This is a genomic window from Hyalangium minutum, from assembly GCF_000737315.1.
Classification (GTDB): domain Bacteria; phylum Myxococcota; class Myxococcia; order Myxococcales; family Myxococcaceae; genus Hyalangium; species Hyalangium minutum.
Genome location: NZ_JMCB01000018.1, coordinates 222,807 through 241,236, shown reverse-complemented (window position 1 = coordinate 241,236; position 18,430 = coordinate 222,807). Strand labels below are relative to the sequence as shown.

Sequence of the window (18,430 nt, the reverse complement as noted above, 5' to 3'; positions counted from 1 at the left end):
GCTGGGGCGGCGCGAGGAGGCCCTGGCGGCCACGCAGGAGGCGGTGGAATTCTACCGCGCCCTGGCTCAGCGCAACCCGGATGCCTTCCAGCCCGCCTTGGCCATGAGCCTCAACAACCTGGGCACTAGGTTGAGCGAGCTGGGGCGGCGCGAGGAGGCCCTGGCGGCCACGCAGGAGGCGGTGGTCCTCCGACGCGCCCTGGCTCAGCGCAACCCGGATGCCTTCCAGCCCGACTTGGCTGGCTGCCTCAACAACCTGGGCACCAGGTTGAGCGAGCTGGGGCGGCGCGAGGAGGCCCTGGCGGCCACGCAGGAGGCGGTGGAATTCTACCGCGCCCTGGCTCAGCGCAACCCGGATGCCTTCCAGCCCGACTTGGCCATGAGCCTCAACAACCTGGGCACTAGGTTGAGCGAGCTGGGGCGGCGCGAGGAGGCCCTGGCGGCCACGCAGGAGGCGGTGGTCCTCCGACGCGCCCTGGCTCAGCGCAACCCGGATGCCTTCCAGCCCGACTTGGCCATGAGCCTCAACAACCTGGGCGTCAGGTTGAGCGAGCTGGGACGGCGCGAGGAGGCCCTGGCGGCCACGCAGGAGGCGGTGGAACTCTACCGCGCCCTGGCTCAGCGCAACCCGGATGCCTTCCAGCCCGACTTGGCTGGCTGCCTCAACAACCTGGGCGCCATGTTGAGCGGGCTGGGGCGGCGCGAGGAGGCCCTGGCGGCCACGCAGGAGGCGGTGGTCCTCCGACGCGCCCTGGCTCAGCGCAACCCGGATGCCTTCCAGCCCGACTTGGCTCGCTGCCTCAACAACCTGGGCACCAGGTTGAGCGAGCTGGGGCGGCGCGAGGAGGCCCTGGCGGCCACGCAGGAGGCCTTCGACCTGATCTGGCCCTTGTTCAAGCGCTTCCCTCCAGCTTTGCGGAACAACACTGCGATCATGATCAGAAATCTGCAGCAAAACCATGAAGCGCTCCAGCGCCCTCTTCATCCCGAACTTGAGGGGCGCATCGAAGAATTCAGGCGCCTCGCGGGCATCAACTGACAACTCGGGCAACCGTGTGGTGACCCTGGCCCTACCTTTGAGGTAGGATGATCCTCACCCTATGTCCCGTGAAGACGCTCCCCAGTTCCACCCGGCCCTCCTTGCTCCTGGCTCCCTCGTAGGCCCCTGGCGTGTGCTCGACTGGGTCAGCCGGGGCGTCAACGGCGCTGTCTACCGTGTCGTCCGCATCGGCCAGGAGCATGTGCCTCCCGCTGCCCTCAAGCTCGCACTCCTTCCGGACGATCCTCGCTTCCAGCGCGAGCGCGAGCTGCTCTCCCGCTGCCTCCATCCCCACATTCCTCGCCTCCTGGACTCCGGCTTCTGGCTCAGCCCCAGCGGCGCTCGGTATCCCTTCGTCACCATGGAGTGGGTGGACGGCGTGCCCCTCTATGACTGGGCTCGCATGTTCCGCCCCTCGGCCGCACAGCAGCTGCGGCTGCTCTCCCAGGCGGCCCTCGCCCTCCAGTACCTCCACGCCCAGGATGCACTCCACCGCGACTTGAAGGGCGCCAACCTTCTCGTGCGCCGCTCCGACAGCCGCTTGTTCGTCACCGACTTCGGCTCCAGCATCTACCCGGACGCAGCCTCGCTCACTCCACAGCAGTTGCCTCCGGGCACTCCCGCCTACCGCTCCCCCGAGGCCTGGCTCTTCATCCAGCGCCACCGCCTCTCCTCAGAGCGCTATCGCCCCGGCCCCGCCGATGACGTGTTCGCCCTGGGCGTCACCGCCTGCGTGCTCGCCACCGGCAAGTACCCGGACATGGGAGACCTCAAGAAGGATGCCCAGGGCTCCTGGTACCTGGAGGCGCTGCGGCTGCCGCGCGCCTTGTCCTCGGCCCGGGTGCCTGCGCCGCAGCGCGAGATGATTCTGCAGATGCTCGCCATTCGCCCCGAGGAGCGCATCAGCGCCGCGGATCTGCCCCCCGCGCTGGAGCGCGCCGCCGATTCGCTTGGCTCGTGCTCCTCGGACGCCTCCGCCGACCCGTCCGCCCTGCCTGGGCAACGCTCGCGCCGCTTCCCCTGGATCAGCGCCTCCGCCTTGGGTGCGTTCCTCGCTCGGGCGGTGGGAGTGTCCCTGTTGCTCCTGCTGGGCGTTCGCGATGGCGCTCGGCCTGCTCCAGACGCCGAGCCCCTCGCCACGTGCACGAGCCCGTTCCAGGGACAGCCCACGGGTCTGGGCGAAGCGGCGGCTTCGGCCGAGCCCTCCGCTGGACCTCCGTCCACCTCCCAGTCCGTGGCCTCGGACACGCTGCCCGAGCCCTTCGAGGCCCAGGCCCAGCCTGACAAGAAGGGGCGGTGTCCCCATTCCCGGCAGGTCATCCTCAACGGGGCCTGCTGGGCGCGCACGGCTGTCAGCCGCGAGGAGTGTGATGTGCTCCAGGGAGAGATGTATCAGGGGGCCTGCTACGTGCCGGTCTTCCCACCCGGTTCCTCCAAGCGGCCCAACACCTCCGGCGCGCGAGCTCCCCGCTGAGCCGCGCCGATGTGTTTTCGGGAGCCAGGGTCGTCCGTGGGTTCCACTTGCTTCCGACCATTCGGAACCAGCGTGCGTTTGCTTCCGACTCCCCCCTTCAGGGAAGTTGCTTAAGGACGCGGTGCGCTGGGAACCGGCCTGTGTCCTGCGGGTACCCGGCTCATACTATTTCGGACCAAGCGTCATGAGTACCTCAGCAACTCTGTCCGCGTGCTGCGGGTTCTCCTGGGCCACCGTGCGGAAGCCACACTTCTCGAGGACGCGGATCGACCCGACGTTGTGGACAGCGACCCACGCATGGAGCGGACGAATCGGCTTGAGCACGAGGAACTCCGAGAGCGCCCGTGTCGCGATGCCCTTGCCCCAGTGCTCGCGACCTATCCAATAGGCGACGAGGCGCTTGCCGTCCTGTTCCCAACTGCCGATGTACCCAGCGACCAAGCCGCCAACGACGATGGTGCGGGTCACGTTCTCGGGGCGGAGAACCTTCGTGCGCCAGTGGGTCAGGAAGGCATCGCGTTCCCGCGACGGGAATGCGGCCATGCGCAGCGCGACTGCGTCCTGTTGGTGCTCGAAGAAGATCGGGAGGTCTTCATCTGTAACGTTGCGCAGGATCACCAAGAGAGCCGGTCTCCGCGAGCCGAGTGACGAGCCGACTCTAGCCCGCGTCCCACGCCGGGGTCGACCGCGTCATCCGGCAGGGCAATATTGTCTTCGTCCACATCTACGAAGATCACGCGTATTGCCGCCGTTCATACCCGGCACTGGGAGTGGCCCTGTTGCTCCTGCTGGGCGTTCGCGATGGCGCTCGGCCTGCTCCGGCCCCTGCCTACCTCACCCAGCGCGCACTGCCAGGATCCGGCTCGCTGCAGGGATGCAACTCATCTGTAAGAACGCTACCCGGCAAACAGCCGGATCTTTTGACGGCCTGGATCCCCCAACCATCGTGCTCGGTCACAGGAGCCAGGGCCGTCCGTGGGTTCCACTCAAGTGGAAGCGGCTGCTCCAGACTTCCGACTGGCAGGGTTGGTCGGAATACAGAGGCCAGAGGGCCGCTGCCAACAGGTGGCCGGAGCTAACCAGTTAGCTCCGATGAACGGGCGGTTCCCCGACGAGGGGGGGCCCGAAGGTGGCCGGAGCTAACCAGTTAGCTCCGACGAATGGGCCGCTCCCCTACGAGGATATACCCGGAGATGGCCGCACCCGCCTTGCTCAAGCCTATGCCCACCTTTTCCGACCTGTGCCTCTATCCCGACCAGCCCTCCTGGTCAGAAGTTCCGAGTCGCCGAGGTGCCCGTTACGGGGAGGCCTGGATGGAGGGCGCCGTCGTGCTGGTGAAGAAGGACGGCAAGAGGGCGCTGAAGCTATTGCCACTGCCGATCTCGCCCCGGATGATTCCGCTCTTGGTTCCATCGACCCGAAGCGTGTCACCCCCATTCGGGAAGGAGAGCTGCCCCGAGTAGATGTGAGCCGGAGGGCAGGCGCTCTCACAACCCCAGGCGCCCCATTGCACGTCTCTCACGGTCGCAAGCGTATCCGGTGCGATGTGTTTGATGTTGAGGTAGCGAGGGATGTAGTTGCTCCCCACCGTGGACCAGGACGTCTTGTGGGTGTAGCTGACGGCCACTCCCTTGTCGGTGGCTGCGATCGAGAGGGCAGGCAGGGTGTACGACGTCATGAGCCGTGTGCTCTGGGACGCCCAGAGACAGGAGCATTCCTGCGTGCGATCGATGGAGATGTCGTAGACCGTGACGGCGTGTGGCTCATCTGGCACCACGCGCGTCGAGTAGGAGAGGGTATAGCGGCAGCTCTGGGAATAGGCATGCACGGCGCCGAGGTGAGCTGCGTCCTCGGCCGGGGGCGGAGACGGCTGACACGGAGGCGGTTCATTCGGAGGCAGCTCATTCAGAGGCGGCACATCCGGAGGCAGCTCATTCAGAGGCGGCACATCCGGTTCTCTCTCTGCGATGGCCCCTCCGCAAGCGGACATGATCAGGAGACCCACAGCAACGACAACCCGTTTCACAAGATGCATGACTGAACCTCGGAGCAAAGCAGGGTTGGGCTTCACTCGCAGTATAACAGGCCAGTAATGCAACAGGGTTGCTGTTATATTCCAGCGTCTCCACCTGTGCGTGGGGTGGAAACTTCTGACTGGCAGTCGGAAGTGGACTGGGAGCGCTTGGTAACAGGTAACACGAGGGAGGGGCTACCAGTCTGGCAAGCACCCAAATGGCGCTGTCGGCGAGGCCTGCCCGCATCGGTAGCCATTGCCGCATGTACCGGGGGCCTGTGGGTCACAGGCGGGAATGCAATGGTAGACGTCACAGACTTTTCCGGTGCTGCAGAGAGGCGAGTCCTTGCCACAGCGCTCGACGCACTCGGTCCATACCTTGCCCGGATGGGCTGCCTCCCCAAACGCGATGCACCTGCGCCCCTCGGGACACGGTGACTGCTGGCAGTTGGGGCCATACACCTGGGCGCAGACCGAGGCTCCCTCATCGAACTGGACGCATGACTGGCCTTCAGGGCAACCGCGCGTTTCGCAGGTTGGCAGGCACATGGGGGCGGGGACGGTATCCGCGCAGAAAAAGCCGTCAGGGCAGTCCGTTTCTTGGCTTCCCAGACGGCACGGCCGGCCACACCAACTGTTGTTGCGGCCTCCGCACACAAGTCCGGCCGCGCACGCATGCTGTTTGTCTTCTGGAGCGGGATCGCAACCCTGACCTTCTTGCCGTATGCCGATAGGCACGCAGATGCGCACTTGCGGCCCATTTTCATAGGTCGCCAGCGCGCGGCATCCCTGTGCTTCCGGACACTGCGCATCCGTCATGCACTGGCTATCGGTGCAATATGCTTGTTTGTATCGAGCCTCATACAAGCAACCCAGTGGCGGCTCACAGTCGCCGCGCGAGCGGCACTCACGGCGGTAAGTCGTCAAGCGCATGCGCTGCTCTGCGTCGAGCATGGGGCTGATGTGCACCCCTGAAGGAGAGACCGCCGTCAATTCCGGCCTCAGGAGCACCCACAGCAAAAGCAGGAGAGGTAGAGCCAGGAGCACGGCTGCGCAGCTCAGCACAAGCGGGCGCCACTTCACTTTCTGGGGCCGCCGCACTTGAGACACGCCGGGGAATTTTCTTGGCCATTGCCGCAAAGCTCAGCACGCCGTGCCTCTGAGCAGGTCTTGATGACCATGTCCACCGTGTCTTGGTGTATGGCCTTCTAGCCATCTTACACCCCGCGCTACAGCACTCCGCGCGCCTTGATGTCCAGGTAACGGTTCACCGCCGCCAGGCTCAGCTCGTCGGGCTGCACGTCGATCATCTGCACCCCGCCCATGCTCACCTTGGCCTTGAGCAGCTCGCGGTCCATCAGCAGCTCCGAGGCCACCGCGTGCTGGAACGCCTCTTCCGGTCCGGGCGGTGGCCGGCGCAGCAGTCCCAGCAGCGCCGAGTCCTTCACCGACAGGCACAGCGGCACGTGGCGTCGCGCCAGCCGGTGCAGCGGATCGATCATCGTCGAAGCCTGCTCCTCGTCCAGGAAGTCCGTGAAGACACACAGTAGGCTCCGCCGTGTCAGCCGGAGGTTCAGCTCCTTGAAGAGCGCCAGGTAGTCCACGTACGTGAGGCTCGGCGTCGCCGAGTACAGCGCGTCCACGATCTTCCGGTACTGCCCACGGCCCGCCGCTGGCGCCAGGTACGCCTTCACCCCGTCCGCGAACACCACCAGCCCGACCCGGTCTCCATTCTTCACCGCCACGAAAGCCAGGAAGAGCGCTGCGTTCACCGCGTGGTCCAGCTTCGTCAGCCCGTCCACCTGCGCCGCCATTGAGCGCCCCGCATCCACGCAGATGAGGATGGACTGCGAGCGCTCGGACTCCATCACCCGCGTCACCGGCTTGTTCCGGCGTGCCGTGGCCTTCCAGTCCACCTCGCGTACCGAGTCTCCCTGCGCGTAGTCACGCAGGCGCGCGAACTCGCTCCCTCTGCCGTCCCGCCGCAGCTGGCGCAGGCCCAGGTTCACCAGGTCCAGCGCGGCCCCCGAGAGCAGCAGCCGGCTCGCTCCCCGCAGATCCGGGAACACCGAGGCCGCCTCGCCCACCTTGAATGCGCGCTCGTGAAACACCAGCCCCAATGGCCCCTGCACCCGCACGTGCACGTCGCCAAAGGAGAACTTGCCGCGCTTCGTCGGCGTCACCCGGTACACCCACCGCGTCTGGCTCTCCGGTGGCAGTTGCAGCGGTGCCTCCTCCGGTGTCGCGGTGAAGCCGTCCGGCACGTCGTCTCGCACGCGCACCTGCACCGCCTGGCTGGAGCGGTGGATCAGCAGCACCTCCACCCGGTTCGCCACGCCCACCGACAGCTTCGAGGGCAGCTTCCGTTGCACCTCGAGCCGCGCCCGGCGCGCCATCAGGAAGTCCACCGCCGCCAGTCCCAGCACCAGCACGTCCAGCGCGAGCACGAGCCCGCCCAGCCCCGGAGAGAAGCCCGCCGCCATCATCGGCAGCGCCAGCAGGGCGAGCAGCGCCCACAGGCGCGTGGTCGGTATCACCGGGGAACCTCGACGGACTGAACCACCTCGCGCAGTGCATCCGTGGGCGTGGCTCCGTCCAGCTCCGCCTCCGGCGACAGCAGCAGCCGGTGCTTGAGCACGGGGTTCGCCAGGAAGCGCACGTCATCCGGTGTCACGAAGCCCCGGCCTCGCAGCGCCGCCAGCGCCTTGGCCGCCATCAGCAGGTGCACCGCCGCGCGAGGCCCCGCGCCCAGACGGATGCGGCTGGAGCTGCGCGTGGCCGACACCAGCTTGCGGATGTACGAGAGCACCGGCGGCTCCACCGTCACCTCGTTCATCGCCGTCCGAGCCCCCAGCAGCCCCTCCTTCGCCACCGCCGCCCCCACGCCCGCGCGCGCCAGGTCTCCCGCGTCGAAGCCACGGTTCACCGACGCGAGGATCGCGTCCTCCTCCTCGGGCGCCGGGTAGCCCACCTCGATCTTGAACAGGAAGCGGTCGAGCTGCGCCTCTGGCAGCGGGTACGTGCCCTCGGACTCCACCGGGTTCTGCGTGGCGAACACCGTGAAGAGGGGAGAGAGCGTGATGTTGCGGCCCTCCAGCGACACGGCGCGCTCCTGCATCGCCTCCAGGAGCGCGGACTGCGTCTTCGCCGGAGCGCGGTTGATCTCGTCCGCCAGCAGCAGGTCCGTGAAGATCGGCCCTCGCACCAGCACGAAGGCCTGGGACTTCAAGTCGAAGATGCTGGTGCCCAGGATGTCCGCGGGCATCAGGTCCGGCGTGAACTGGATGCGCTTGAAGTCCGCGCTCACGCTGCGCGCCAGCGCCTTGGCCATCAGCGTCTTGGCCACGCCCGGCACGCCCTCCAGCAGCACATGGCCGCCGGCGATGAGGCCGCAGAGCATCAGCTCCAGCGCCTCGTCCTGGCCAACGACGGCCTTGCGCACCTCGCTCAACACGCCCTCGCGGATCGCATTGGCTGCCTGCACCACGTTGCCCGGCTGGGCGAAGGAAGGGGCGGGGACGGATGGAACGGTCATGACTCCTCGGCGGATGCGGTGGGCGCGTGCAATCGCCCGGTGGGATGGATGCGGTTGCGCAGCTCGGCGGCGCGCGCGGCCAGCTGCTGGAGATCCTTGTCGCTCTTCGTCTCCTCGGCGCGGCGCACGATGGCCCGCAGACCCTGGGACAGATCCTCCCGGCTGCGCGCCAGCAGCCCCTCGGCCACGGCCGGCGCGGAGGAGTGCGCGGGCAGCCCGGCGTAGATGGCCAGGTCCTGCGTCAGCCCCTTGGCAATCAGCCCGGCGGCGAACGGCTGGTGGCCGCCCTCGCGGTAGAGGCGGCTCATGGCGAAGAGGGCATCCGTGGCGCCCACGCGGACGGACTCGGGCGGTGGGCGCGGGCGGCCGAAGCGCTTGAGCGAGATGGACCACAGCCCCAGCCCGAGCAGCAGCTGCGCCACCGCGAACTGCAGGCCATAGCGCCGCGCGAAGTCGATGATCGATCGCTGGTCGGTGAAGCCGTGGTGGAACTCACTGAACTCATAGGGCCCGGGGCCCAGGGCGCGCAGGGTGCTCAGCCAGAACTGCGCGTTGTCCGCGCGTGCGAGCGCCTGGTTCATCGCCAGCTCGGGGGCGCCCACCACCAGCACCTTGCCCAGGCCCAGCGGTACCACCGCCGCCACCGGTTGCTCCAGCTGCGCGTCCTGCAGCACGGGCACCGCGTCCGAGGGAAGCTCCAGGAAGGACTGCACCTTGGCCTCCACGCGCTCCACGCCCAATGTGTACGGCGTGGACAGCGGAGGCACGAGCGTGCGCATGGGCAGCGAGGTGTCCACCTTGGACAGCTTCACCTTCATCGCGTCCAGGAGCGGGTTCTCCCGCGAGCCCCACACCACGTACACGAGCGAGTGTCCCGCCTTCACGTGTTCGATCAGCTTCTCGCGCTCGTCCTCGCTCAGCCGCTGGGCCTTGAGGAAGTTGAGGCCCTCGCTGGGCACGTCCTCGCTCGACAAGTCATCGCCGCGATCGACGGCGAGCATCGTCTCGTCCGGGTCGTCCTCGCGCGAGCCGCTCACGTCCACCGCCAGCAGCACCACCGTGGCGGAGGAGTCCTTGTCCATCACCTGGAGATCCGAGGAGCGCCGGACCACGGGCAGGCCGCTCTCCTGGAGCAGCAGGTAGAGCGCCCTCGCGCCGCCCTCCGAGGCCCGGTACGTGGACAGGACGTCCGCGAACCCGCTGCGAGAGGCCCCCTTCAGCAGGAGGTTGCCCAGCAGTGCCACGAGCACCAGTCCACCCACGACGAGCAGGGGGAAACGATCACGCACCGGGGGCCTCCAGCTGCGCGGGCGCGTTGAGCAGCGGCTGCGTGAGGGCGCGGAAGTCCTGGTAGCCCTGAGCCCCCACCGGCAGGTTGCCGTACCAGGCGAAGTCGAAGCGGCGCGTCAGCTCGCGGAAGGGCGGCAGCCAGTCCCGGCGGCCCTTGAAGTGGCGCAGGTAGTCCCAGTTGCTCAGCGTGGAGTCATAGAGGATGGCGCCCTCGCGGTGCAGCCGGGACAGCAGCGCCAGGTAGAGGCTGCGCACCGCCTCGCGGTACTCGCCCTTGGCGGCCAGCTCGTCAGCCAGGTGGGCCCAGCCCTCTGGCGGGCGGGCCAGGGCGCTCAGCTCGTCGTTCGCGAGCGCCTTCGCGTCCAGCGTGCTCACCTCGAGCTGCGCGGTCTCCTCTTTCTGCCGGCGGCCCAGGGCGCGGATGAGCACGGCCGCCAGCACCACCACCGTCAGCGCGATGCCGAGGACCACGATGACGTTGGCACCGCTCATGCCCGTCGAGGGCGCAAAGTCGGCACGCCGGGGAGGCGGCTTGCGGTCGGGATCTGGCTCGAAGAGCTTCTTGAGCATCTTCTTCAGCCAGTCCTTGAAGTCCTTCCACCAGCCGGACTCCTCGGGCGGCGCGGACTCCTCCTTCACCTGCTCCTCCTTCTCGGGAGGGGGAGGGGCCTGGGCGAACTCGGGGCGCGAGAGGATGTCCTGGGCCTTCGCGGAGGCGGCCCGCGCGTCCGGTGGGGCCTGCTCGAGTTCCGACGTCTGCCGGGCCAGCGTCAGGCCTTGCTGCAGCTTCTCTCGCGCCGCTGTGCAGTCCTCGTCCTCGTTCGCCAGTTGCTCCACGCTGCGCAGCAGGCGCTGGAGCTTGATGGCCTCCGCTTGGCTCAGCGAGTCCGTGGCCTCAAGGGACTCTTCCACGCCATCACCCTCGGCGTTGCAGCGCTCGGTCACCGCCTCCAGGCGCTGGCGAAGCTCCGAGCGCGGCACCACCTCTTCCTGGGGCTCGGTCTGGGCCCGGGCCGCCGTGCCGCCGAGCAGGACGCACAGGAAGACAAGTGCCGCGCTCCGGGCCGAGCCGGGGCTCTTCCGCGCTGGGAGCTGTTGCACCGAGGCGAGCAGATCCAGCCCTTCCTGGCGCACTCGCCCGTCCACCAGCAGAAGGGTGGAGGTGGCCGCCTTGATGGGCTCGAAGAGTGTGAAGGTGAGCGCGACGATGAAGAGCCACCAGGAAGGGTTGTCGATCGACGCGAAGCGCTCGGCGAAGGTGAGATCGATGCCCAGCAGGGTCCGGCCCAGCCAGAACAGCACGTTGATCGCCAGGTGGAGGTTGACCAGGAGCAGCGCCTGCACCAGCAGCATCATCCGCACGCCCGTGGCGCTGGCGCGCGCCGGTCCCAGCATCCGCGAGCACAGCCCATACAGCCGGAGGGGGCTGCCCTTGCCCTGCATCGTCACCGCGTAGCCGACGATGTGAGAGGACAGCAGGAAGAAGGCGAGCCCCAGCGAGAAGACGAGCGTGGCGGTGTTGAAGACGAGCAGGAAGGCCGTCGTGGCGAAGAGGCTGGGCAGTCGGCCCAGAGCGGCACGCAGGCTGGAGAGCGCAGCGGGCTCCTTCTGCCCCAAGAGCAGCTCCTGCAAGTAGTGGCAGGTGGCGCCCTGGAGCACGCCGCGGGCGAGCCAGGCGAGCGTCATCCACAGTGCGGGCAGGGCCAGCGGCTGGCGGTGAGTCGCCGCGTCGGCCAGGTGGAGCAGGGCAGCGGTGACCAGGGCCCCACCGGGCAGCGTGAGTGCCCAGACGCCCGTGGTGCGCGAGCACAGCCGCAGGGCGGCATCCAGGATGGCGACAGCGCCTCGGGGGCGCAGCTCGAGCGCGGAGACGGCCATTCAGTAACCCGCCAGCACGATGGCCAGGCGGACCCCCCCATAGACAATGCCCACGCTCAGCAGCGCGAGCACCACATTGCCGAACGACCATTCCTGGCGCTGCGCGGGGCCCTCCAGCACCTTGAGGCGCTTCTCGAGGCAGCTCGCGCAGCGGTTGATGCCCTCGAACTGCGTGGTGCACTCTCGGCAGATGACCCGCCGGCACTCGACGCAGATGCCGAGCCCCGCGCGATCCGGGTGATAGTGGCAGCGGCCCGAGCCCTGGAGCATGGCCCCAGCCTACGAAATCCCGGGCCGTCTGTCCTACCCTCTTTGGAGGCCAGGCCTGATCCAAAGTCAGGCCTCTGCGATCGCGTGAGTAGAGCCTGATGAGAGCGGGTGCACGAAGGCAATGCTGCGCCGTTCGGCCGGGCGGCCGTGCAGTGAGTTCGAGATGAGGGAGAAGGCGGAGGGGCCGGCGAACCCGTCAGGCGAGTGTGGGCAGGGGCACCTCCGCGCGACCGTGGACGAGCGCGTCGCGCAGCATCTCGCAGGCGCGAGCCCAGGCCACTGGCAGCCTGTCCTTGAGCGGCAGCCGCGCACGCCAAGCCGACACCAGGTTGTAGGCCATCACTCGCAGCCAGGCCGTCACCTCCAGCGAGGAGCGCGAGTGCAGGCATGGCTGGCGGTCGCACCTGGAAGTGCTCGCCCCATGTCTTCACCACCCGCGGCAGCAACCGACGGAACGCCGGGCTCTCGCCCTCCTTGGCGCCGATGAATTCCAGGTCCACGCAGGGGGCGGCCACCAAGTGGGTGAGCACCGCCCGCAGCGCTCCCAGGCGCCACAGCGGCGTGCCCGCTTCGTCATTGGCCACCGCCTCCAGCCCGGGCACCTGCTGCTGCTGGCTGGTCCACAGGCTCTTGCCATCGAAGGACATGACGCCCATTGGCAGCGCCACTTTCTGCAGCCCTGGCTTCTTGAGCAGCCTGCGCACCTGGGCGGCCACCGTCTGCCGCAGCCCCGCCGTCGACTGCCCGGCCAACAGCCGCCACAGCGTGGTGTCCGACACTTTCTGGGGCACCGAAAGCCGCTTGCGCACGCGCGCTCCCAAGTCCGTGGCCAAGTCCTCCATCCGCCTCAAGCTCTTCAGCCCACAGGCGAACGCTGCCACCAACAGCCCCAACAGCCCCAACAGCCCGTGGTGCTCGTACCTCTTGCCCCGCGCCTGCCGTGGGTCCTCCAACTCCGGGCTCCACTCCATCTCGGCCCAGCGCAACGCGCGCCGCCGTTGTCCTGGCACTCCACTCATGCTCCACTGCTCCCGGCTCCTGCGCCTTTTCCCTGCGGAAGCCACTTGGGGGGATGGGGCTCGCCAGCTCCATCCCGCCGCCTTCTCCCGGGGGGCGCTGTAGCTCACCTCTTTCCTACTGGGAACCGGACAGGTAAGCGGCCTCGTCGCCTACCTGAGATGACATCCAGGAGCGCGATCAGAATCCGCGACTGCTACGGACGGTATCCACCAAGACGCGCCTCCTCCTGCACAAATGCCCGACCTCGCTCACCTTCTGATCTCCGCAGCCCCTGACTTTGAATCAGGCCTGTCTTTGGAGACGAAAGCACGGAGAGGGTGTTCGGCACCACCTGTCCTGCTCCAGCGAGGATTGGAGTTGCGCCGGTTTCATGGCTCCTTCCCTTGGGGGGAGGGACTCTGCGATGCCGAAAACACGTCCCCTGTATGCACCGGAACTCCGCTAACGCATGCCTGCGTTGTTACTCCCTGGGAAACATTGTCGGCTAACGAGTTTGGTGTGTCGAGCAGAACATTTTCAAGGCAGACTTCGAGAGGCCTAGCACCCATTGTATGATGTTGAGGCTCCATCCCCATGGGTTGTATGTCAGAAGACCCTCAAGCCCCTTTTCAAAACCCTGCTAATCCTACGATGTCCCAAACGCCTGGCTTTCCCTCGGGAATGTCCTGCTCCTCCGGAGCAGCCAACACGACTATTCCCGAGGGAGCCCTAACGTTTATGACACAGTAGGACTAACTGCTTGACCAAAATCCTGCCTCATTATTTAATCGTGGCCATGACGAATCTCGGGCTCTGTTACGAAGGTATTCAAAGAATCTATCGAAATACAATTGTTCGCCATACTCGCGACGCACTTACCAAGGCGTTCCCAACAGATTTCCAGAAGAAGCTACAACAGCCCTTTCAAAAAGAGTGGGCTGGAATAAAAGCCGCTGCCGAGGAACGACGAAAGACAGGAGAAATCAGCGCCCCACTTCTAGACGAGTTCGACCTCCTTGGCGTCAATCACTTCTTCAACATCTTTGACGTTCACTTTGACGTGCTTGTGCCTTCAGTGGGCTCGCTCGACCCAAATGAGCGTAAGTTGTCAAAACGGGCTCTGCTTCAATGGATGCAAAACATCAAGGCTCTGCGAGACCCACTTTCGCACCCAGCGGAGACAGATTTCTCGTTTGAAGATGCGTTTGTCTTGCTCGATTGCGCACGCAGAGTTCTGACTCAACTTTCCTTTGAAAAGGAGGCAGAGCAGGTTGCTCATTTGAGCTCTCAATTGAGTGGGAGGCCTATCGCAAGCGAGAGCGACATCCCTCCTTCGTTGGAAGATCGACTTCCCCCGCGGGAAACAATTGTTGTTGACTTCGTAGGACGAACTATCGAACTCGATGAACTCAGAAAGTGGTTTGACGATCCACTGAGCCGCCGATGGGTGCTTGTTGGCGATGGAGGTAAGGGCAAATCTGCATTGGCTTACGCTTTTGCAGAAGAAGTGAAGAAACGCGCCCCCGCACCATTTCAAATAGTAATTTGGCTAAGTGCCAAGCTCAAGCGCTTTCAAGAAGGGCAAGTACAAAATATAGATGAGCCGGATTTCTCCAACCTCGACAGCGCGCTTTCGAAACTCCTCACCCTCTATGGGTGGCGTGAAGACGCTTCTCGTCCTTTGGAAACAAAAAGGGCTCGATGCCTTGAGCTCTTGAACTTGTTTCCCGCTTTGGTCGTGGTGGACGATATCGACAGCCTAGAGGGCGCGGGGGAAGATGCTATCGAATTCTTCACTCTATTGCTTCCTCAGACAAAATCCAAAGCGTTGTTAACTTCCCGCAGAACAATCCTGGGAACCGGCCATACGGTTACCCAAGTGACGGGGTTGAGCAAAGACGATGCTGAAGACTTTATCAAGTCTCGCTATCAAATGATGAGTCTTGACGTCAAAGAACTCACCTCGCATTCTATCGCCGATATTGTTTCTGCCACTGAGTCTTCCCCTCTGTATATGGAGGACCTCATTCGCTTGGCTGCTATCATGCCACTCCATCAGGCGATTAACGAGTGGCGCACTCGCTCTGGCGACGAAGCGAGAAAATATGCATTGGGCCGAGAGCTTGATAAGCTCTCGCCTAGGGCGCGAGAAGTGCTGATTGCAGCATGTATGGTTAAGCATGCGCCATCTTTTCTGGAGCTTCAGAGTCTCACTGGATTCGCTGATGATCTTCTTGGAAGCTCAATTGCAGAACTCCAGCGGCTCTTTTTGGTGCCTAAACCTCGAGTCATAGATGGGGAGCCCAGATATGAAGTCAATATTAATACTCGTGCATTAGTGAGAACAGTTCATGCTCGAACTGACCTCTGGCGGCGTGTTGAAGGAGCATACAAAGCGCTTTCTGGAGAGTTCCCCAAAGGAACTGGGCGCGAAGAAGTGCAGGATGCTATCCGCCAAGCGGTATTGTTGGTTAAGAGCCGAGAGCACGCGAAGGCAGAAGATCTTCTCAAAAAGGCTTTGCAGCGACGCCCCAACGACCCCACCCTGCTTGGATTCTTGGGCTGGGTATATAAAGCATGGGAACCCAGAAGAGTCACCGATGCGCGGGAGAAGTTCGAGCGCGCGTATCAACTCAAGCACCGCAATGAAGAGATGTATAAGCATTGGGTGTCGATGGAATTTGCTGAACACGAGTGGACTAAAGCTGCGGAGGCCGCAGAGAAAGGCTTAAATCTCTTGCCGGGCAATAGTTCCTTGAGATCTTTTGCAGGCCAAGCCAGAAGTCGCCTCGGCAAAGATCTAGCAGCCGGCATGCATCGCGAGCGAGCGAGAGATGAATTCCTGAAGGCGCAAGCCCATCTTGAGGGTGCGCTAGACGGCTTAAGCAAGAGCAGCCCAGAGAACATAGATCTCAGAGGATACTCCTACCGCTCACTCGCCCTCACCTACGAAGCGCTCGGTGTGAGGGTAAAGCTACCTGCCTTGATGAAGGATTGGCGCGAGGAGTTTCCAGATGATCCGATGGCCGCATCTGAATGTGAACGCCTAGCCAGGAAATTTCACCTGTAGTATAAATCACACCGTGCGCTAAATTGACTTGTAAAGAAGAGTCTTAGCGCTTGCAGAGCACTCAGTTTGCTTCGGTTGGCATAGGCTGACTGCAATGGCAGTTCTAGCCCGGATCGGTCACGCGAAGGCATGTGCCGGGCAGATCTCCATCCAATGGCGGTGTCTGTGCGCCGCGCGTGGCGAATGGACATGCGGCAGCGCCCGCAGTCATGACAGTGGCACGTACCGGTCGGCGTCGAGGTTATCAAAGAGCTGCGAGGCGTCAGGAGGGAGTTGGGACTTGGCGGAGTTGTTCGGCGATGCGAGCGAAGAGCCCCCGCCCGTCTTCAAGCGCTCCGGCACGGCGGTCGCCGGACGGATACACCTAATACTGCACTGTTAATTCTTTCGGCTCCTGAGCGGCTTTTCCCTCAGAACTCCCATGGACGACAGCGGTGCTCCCTATGTGTTTTTCGCCTTAGGATGTGCGCAGTTGGGTGACTTCATCCGGCAACAGGCGAAGGTGTCGCATCAACAGTGCCAACTGCCAACGGGTGTGGATCTCATCCTGAGCAGAGCCGCAGTAGGGACTGCGCAGGCTCACAAGTGGCGAAATTCTCAGGGCCCACCCCATGCCGCCCCTGGAGGTTCCTCAGTGCGTGCTCAGGATGAGAACCAAGCCCGTGCCAACAGCGGCTTGGTGGAAAGCAGGATTCACCATTCAGACCCGCCTTGCCTTCGAGGCACGTCTCAGGTGCTGTCGCCCAGGGCCTCGGACAGGTGCAGCATGAGGGCCTCCAGCAGCAGGCCCCGAGGGAAGTGCGTCCCCGCCCAGTTCGTGGCCAGCACGTGCCAGTGCTCCTGCAGCGGCAGGGCGACGGCCCAGTGGTCGGCTCGCATGTAGCCCAACAGCGTGCTGCCGGGCAGGAGCTGATCGTAGAAGATCAGCTGTCCGTCCCGGAGCGGATCCACGTACCGCAGCGAGTCATCCGTGAGCATCATCGCCCGCGCCACCTCTGCCTCGGGGGCAATGGTGCCCAGGGAGAAGTAGCGGATGTGGCTTGGCAGCCGGTGCCTCGCGAGCCAGTTCAGCCGCAGCTCGCGCCTCAGCTCCATCGCGACGTTCCGGTCCCCCGGCGGGCAGTTTCTCAAGACCCAGTCGTCGGCGGCCTCGTAGAGGGGAGTGAAGCGGTTGGCGAGCGGCGAGCCGTTCACGCTGCCCGCGATGCTGACCACCGCGTGCACCCGCGCCGCGAGGCTCGGGTACTGCACGAGGAACTCGAGGATGTCCGTGATGCCCTTGGAGTAGCCCAGCAGCACGAGCCGGCCACCCGGAGGCAAGGGGGTTCGCGCGACCGTCACGGCGATACGCCAGGCGTTGTAGGCGCTGCCCGAGCGCCCACTGACGGGGATCGTACTCACCGAGTAGCCAGCGGCTTTCAGCCGGGGCTGGGCCTCTGGGAAGAGTGGGGCGTCCTTGAAGCACTCGGCGAAGCCGCCCGGCACCAGGAGGATGCGCAGGCGCGGATCGTGCGACGGCAGCGAAGCGGGTGCCTGGGAGGAGGGCTCCGCGGCAAGCCGAACGAGCAGCTTCTCGCAGTCCACGCCGGGCTGGCCCTCGCGCGCGGCGAGCTCGCAGAAGATCTCCCGGAAGCGTGCCCGCCCATCCTGGAAGGAGGGCTGTCCCACCACCGCGAGCTGCAGCGGAGGCATCTCGGAGGCCTTGTAGGCCAGGAGCGGGGTGGCGCAGCCCGTGAGGCCCATCGTGATGCCCACGAGCGTGGCCAGCAGGGGAGCGGAGAGGAGGCTCATGGGCGTGCCTCGCCGCTGGAGAGCGCCTCGACGATGCGGAGGAGGGCGGCCTCGATCAGCACCTCTCGCGGGAACGGCGGCTGACCCGGGGCCTGGGAATCGGACACGACGGACCAATGGTCGGCATTCGCGTAGCCGAGCAACTCGGCGCCCGGGATCATCTGATCGAAGAACGGCGTCAGGCCATCGTTGCGCGGATCGATCCGTGCCAGCGCGGCGGCTCGGGCACGCAGGGGCTTTGCCATGTCCGAGCGTGGCGAGAAGGCCCCGAGGGAGAAGTAGCGCGGCGGCCGGGGAAGCGGGTGCTCCATGAGCCAGCGCAACCGGTGGGCGCGCTGGAGATCCGGGAGTGCGGCCCGCTCTCCCTCGGTGCACGTGGGGTCTCCCTTGCCAGGCAAGAGCAGCGAGGCCCCAGCCGGAGCATCCGCGAGCGGAGAGCCGTTGATCGCGCCCGCCACGCTCAGCACCGCCTGCACCCGCGAAGCCGCAGCGGGGTTCGCCGCGAGGAGTTCGAGGATGTCCACCGCTCCCCGGGCATGGCCGACGAGGACGATGCGCTCGGCATGGCTCTCTGCAATCTCTCGGGCGAGGCGCTCGGCATTGGCATGGCTGGGAGCGGAAGCATTCACCGGGGCGACCCGTGCGTCATACCCCAAGCGGCGCAGGTGGGGCACGGCCGCCTCGAAGGGAGGCGCGAGCCCGGACGCACACTCGCCAAGCATCCCAGGGACGAAGATCACCGCCAGCCCTGGAGCATGCGAGGGCAGGGGACGTGGAGGGCGCGAGGAAGGCGGCTCATCACTCAAGCGATGGAGCAGCGCGTCACAGGGGCGCGCGGCGGCACCGGGCTCCCGTGCGAGCAGCGCGCAGAAGATCTCCCGGAAGCGTGCCCGGCCCTCCTGGACCGGTGGGGCACCCGGAGGGATCAGCGTCTGCGCGGGCACGTCGAGGCTGTAGTCGAGCATGGGACTCGACATGCAGCCCGGAGTCACCGAGACGGACAATGAGGCCAGCAGCAGCGCGAGATGCCGGAGGCGTGGGGCTCGAGTCTTCACTCCTGGAGCGTTCTC

At 65.5% G+C, this 18,430-nt stretch carries 14 protein-coding genes; 4 read left to right on the top strand and 10 right to left on the bottom strand.

Annotated features, from left to right (window positions below; all coding sequences use genetic code 11):
• Together DB31_RS35490 and DB31_RS35485 are read left to right on the top strand one after the other, a co-directional pair.
• Positions 1 to 1,039: tetratricopeptide repeat protein (locus DB31_RS35490; RefSeq protein WP_044196374.1), on the top strand; the 1,039-nt coding region annotated here is incomplete at its 5' end.
• A 61-nt stretch (positions 1,040 to 1,100) separates the two neighbouring features.
• Positions 1,101 to 2,513 (top strand): serine/threonine protein kinase, encoded by a 1,413-nt coding sequence (locus DB31_RS35485; RefSeq protein WP_044196372.1) that lies wholly within the window; start codon positions 1,101 to 1,103, stop codon positions 2,511 to 2,513.
• A 165-nt stretch (positions 2,514 to 2,678) separates the two neighbouring features.
• Here the strand turns inward: DB31_RS35485 and DB31_RS35480 are convergent, their stop codons facing one another.
• The 8 genes from DB31_RS35480 to DB31_RS49295 form a co-directional block, all read right to left on the bottom strand.
• Positions 2,679 to 3,131: a GNAT family N-acetyltransferase gene (locus tag DB31_RS35480; protein ID WP_044196446.1), complete on the bottom strand. Its 453-nt coding sequence runs from the start codon at positions 3,129 to 3,131 to the stop codon at positions 2,679 to 2,681.
• A gap of 679 nt (positions 3,132 to 3,810) precedes the next feature.
• Positions 3,811 to 4,461, bottom strand: coding sequence for a hypothetical protein (locus tag DB31_RS35475; protein WP_157232329.1), 651 nt, complete (start codon positions 4,459 to 4,461; stop codon positions 3,811 to 3,813).
• A 1,295-nt stretch (positions 4,462 to 5,756) separates the two neighbouring features.
• Complete coding sequence (locus DB31_RS35465) at positions 5,757 to 7,064, bottom strand: DUF58 domain-containing protein (RefSeq protein WP_044196367.1); 1,308 nt, start codon at positions 7,062 to 7,064, stop codon at positions 5,757 to 5,759.
• The gene (locus tag DB31_RS35460) at positions 7,061 to 8,062 is read right to left on the bottom strand and encodes an AAA family ATPase (RefSeq protein WP_044196365.1); all 1,002 of its coding nucleotides are present in this window, start codon (positions 8,060 to 8,062) and stop codon (positions 7,061 to 7,063) included. The genes DB31_RS35465 and DB31_RS35460 overlap by 4 nt, the downstream gene beginning before the upstream one ends.
• A complete protein-coding gene (locus DB31_RS35455) occupies positions 8,059 to 9,351 on the bottom strand; it encodes a DUF4350 domain-containing protein (RefSeq protein ID WP_044196363.1) in 1,293 nt (430 codons plus the stop codon). The genes DB31_RS35460 and DB31_RS35455 overlap by 4 nt, the downstream gene beginning before the upstream one ends.
• Positions 9,344 to 11,230: a DUF4129 domain-containing protein gene (locus DB31_RS35450; RefSeq protein WP_044196362.1), complete on the bottom strand. Its 1,887-nt coding sequence runs from the start codon at positions 11,228 to 11,230 to the stop codon at positions 9,344 to 9,346. Before DB31_RS35450 ends, DB31_RS35455 begins: the two co-directional genes overlap by 8 nt.
• Positions 11,231 to 11,500, bottom strand: a complete 270-nt coding sequence (locus DB31_RS35445) for a hypothetical protein (protein WP_044196360.1) — start codon at positions 11,498 to 11,500, stop codon at positions 11,231 to 11,233.
• A 196-nt stretch (positions 11,501 to 11,696) separates the two neighbouring features.
• The gene (locus tag DB31_RS49295; RefSeq protein ID WP_157232328.1) at positions 11,697 to 11,840 is read right to left on the bottom strand and encodes a hypothetical protein; all 144 of its coding nucleotides are present in this window, start codon (positions 11,838 to 11,840) and stop codon (positions 11,697 to 11,699) included.
• 47 nt (positions 11,841 to 11,887) lie between these two features.
• Between DB31_RS49295 and DB31_RS50935 the strand changes: the two genes are divergently transcribed.
• Together DB31_RS50935 and DB31_RS49285 are read left to right on the top strand one after the other, a co-directional pair.
• A complete protein-coding gene (locus tag DB31_RS50935) occupies positions 11,888 to 12,622 on the top strand; it encodes a hypothetical protein (RefSeq protein WP_044196357.1) in 735 nt (244 codons plus the stop codon).
• 637 nt (positions 12,623 to 13,259) lie between these two features.
• Positions 13,260 to 15,569: an ATP-binding protein gene (locus DB31_RS49285; RefSeq protein ID WP_157232327.1), complete on the top strand. Its 2,310-nt coding sequence runs from the start codon at positions 13,260 to 13,262 to the stop codon at positions 15,567 to 15,569.
• A gap of 729 nt (positions 15,570 to 16,298) precedes the next feature.
• Here DB31_RS49285 and DB31_RS48285 read toward each other — a convergent pair.
• Both DB31_RS48285 and DB31_RS35425 read right to left on the bottom strand, forming a co-directional pair.
• Positions 16,299 to 17,360, bottom strand: coding sequence for a hypothetical protein (locus tag DB31_RS48285; RefSeq protein ID WP_052420505.1), 1,062 nt, complete (start codon positions 17,358 to 17,360; stop codon positions 16,299 to 16,301).
• Positions 17,357 to 18,415 carry a hypothetical protein gene (locus tag DB31_RS35425; protein ID WP_044196353.1) on the bottom strand — a complete coding sequence of 353 codons (1,059 nt, stop codon included), beginning with the start codon at positions 18,413 to 18,415 and terminating at the stop codon, positions 17,357 to 17,359. The genes DB31_RS48285 and DB31_RS35425 overlap by 4 nt, the downstream gene beginning before the upstream one ends.
• Positions 18,416 to 18,430: the final 15 nt, after the last annotated feature.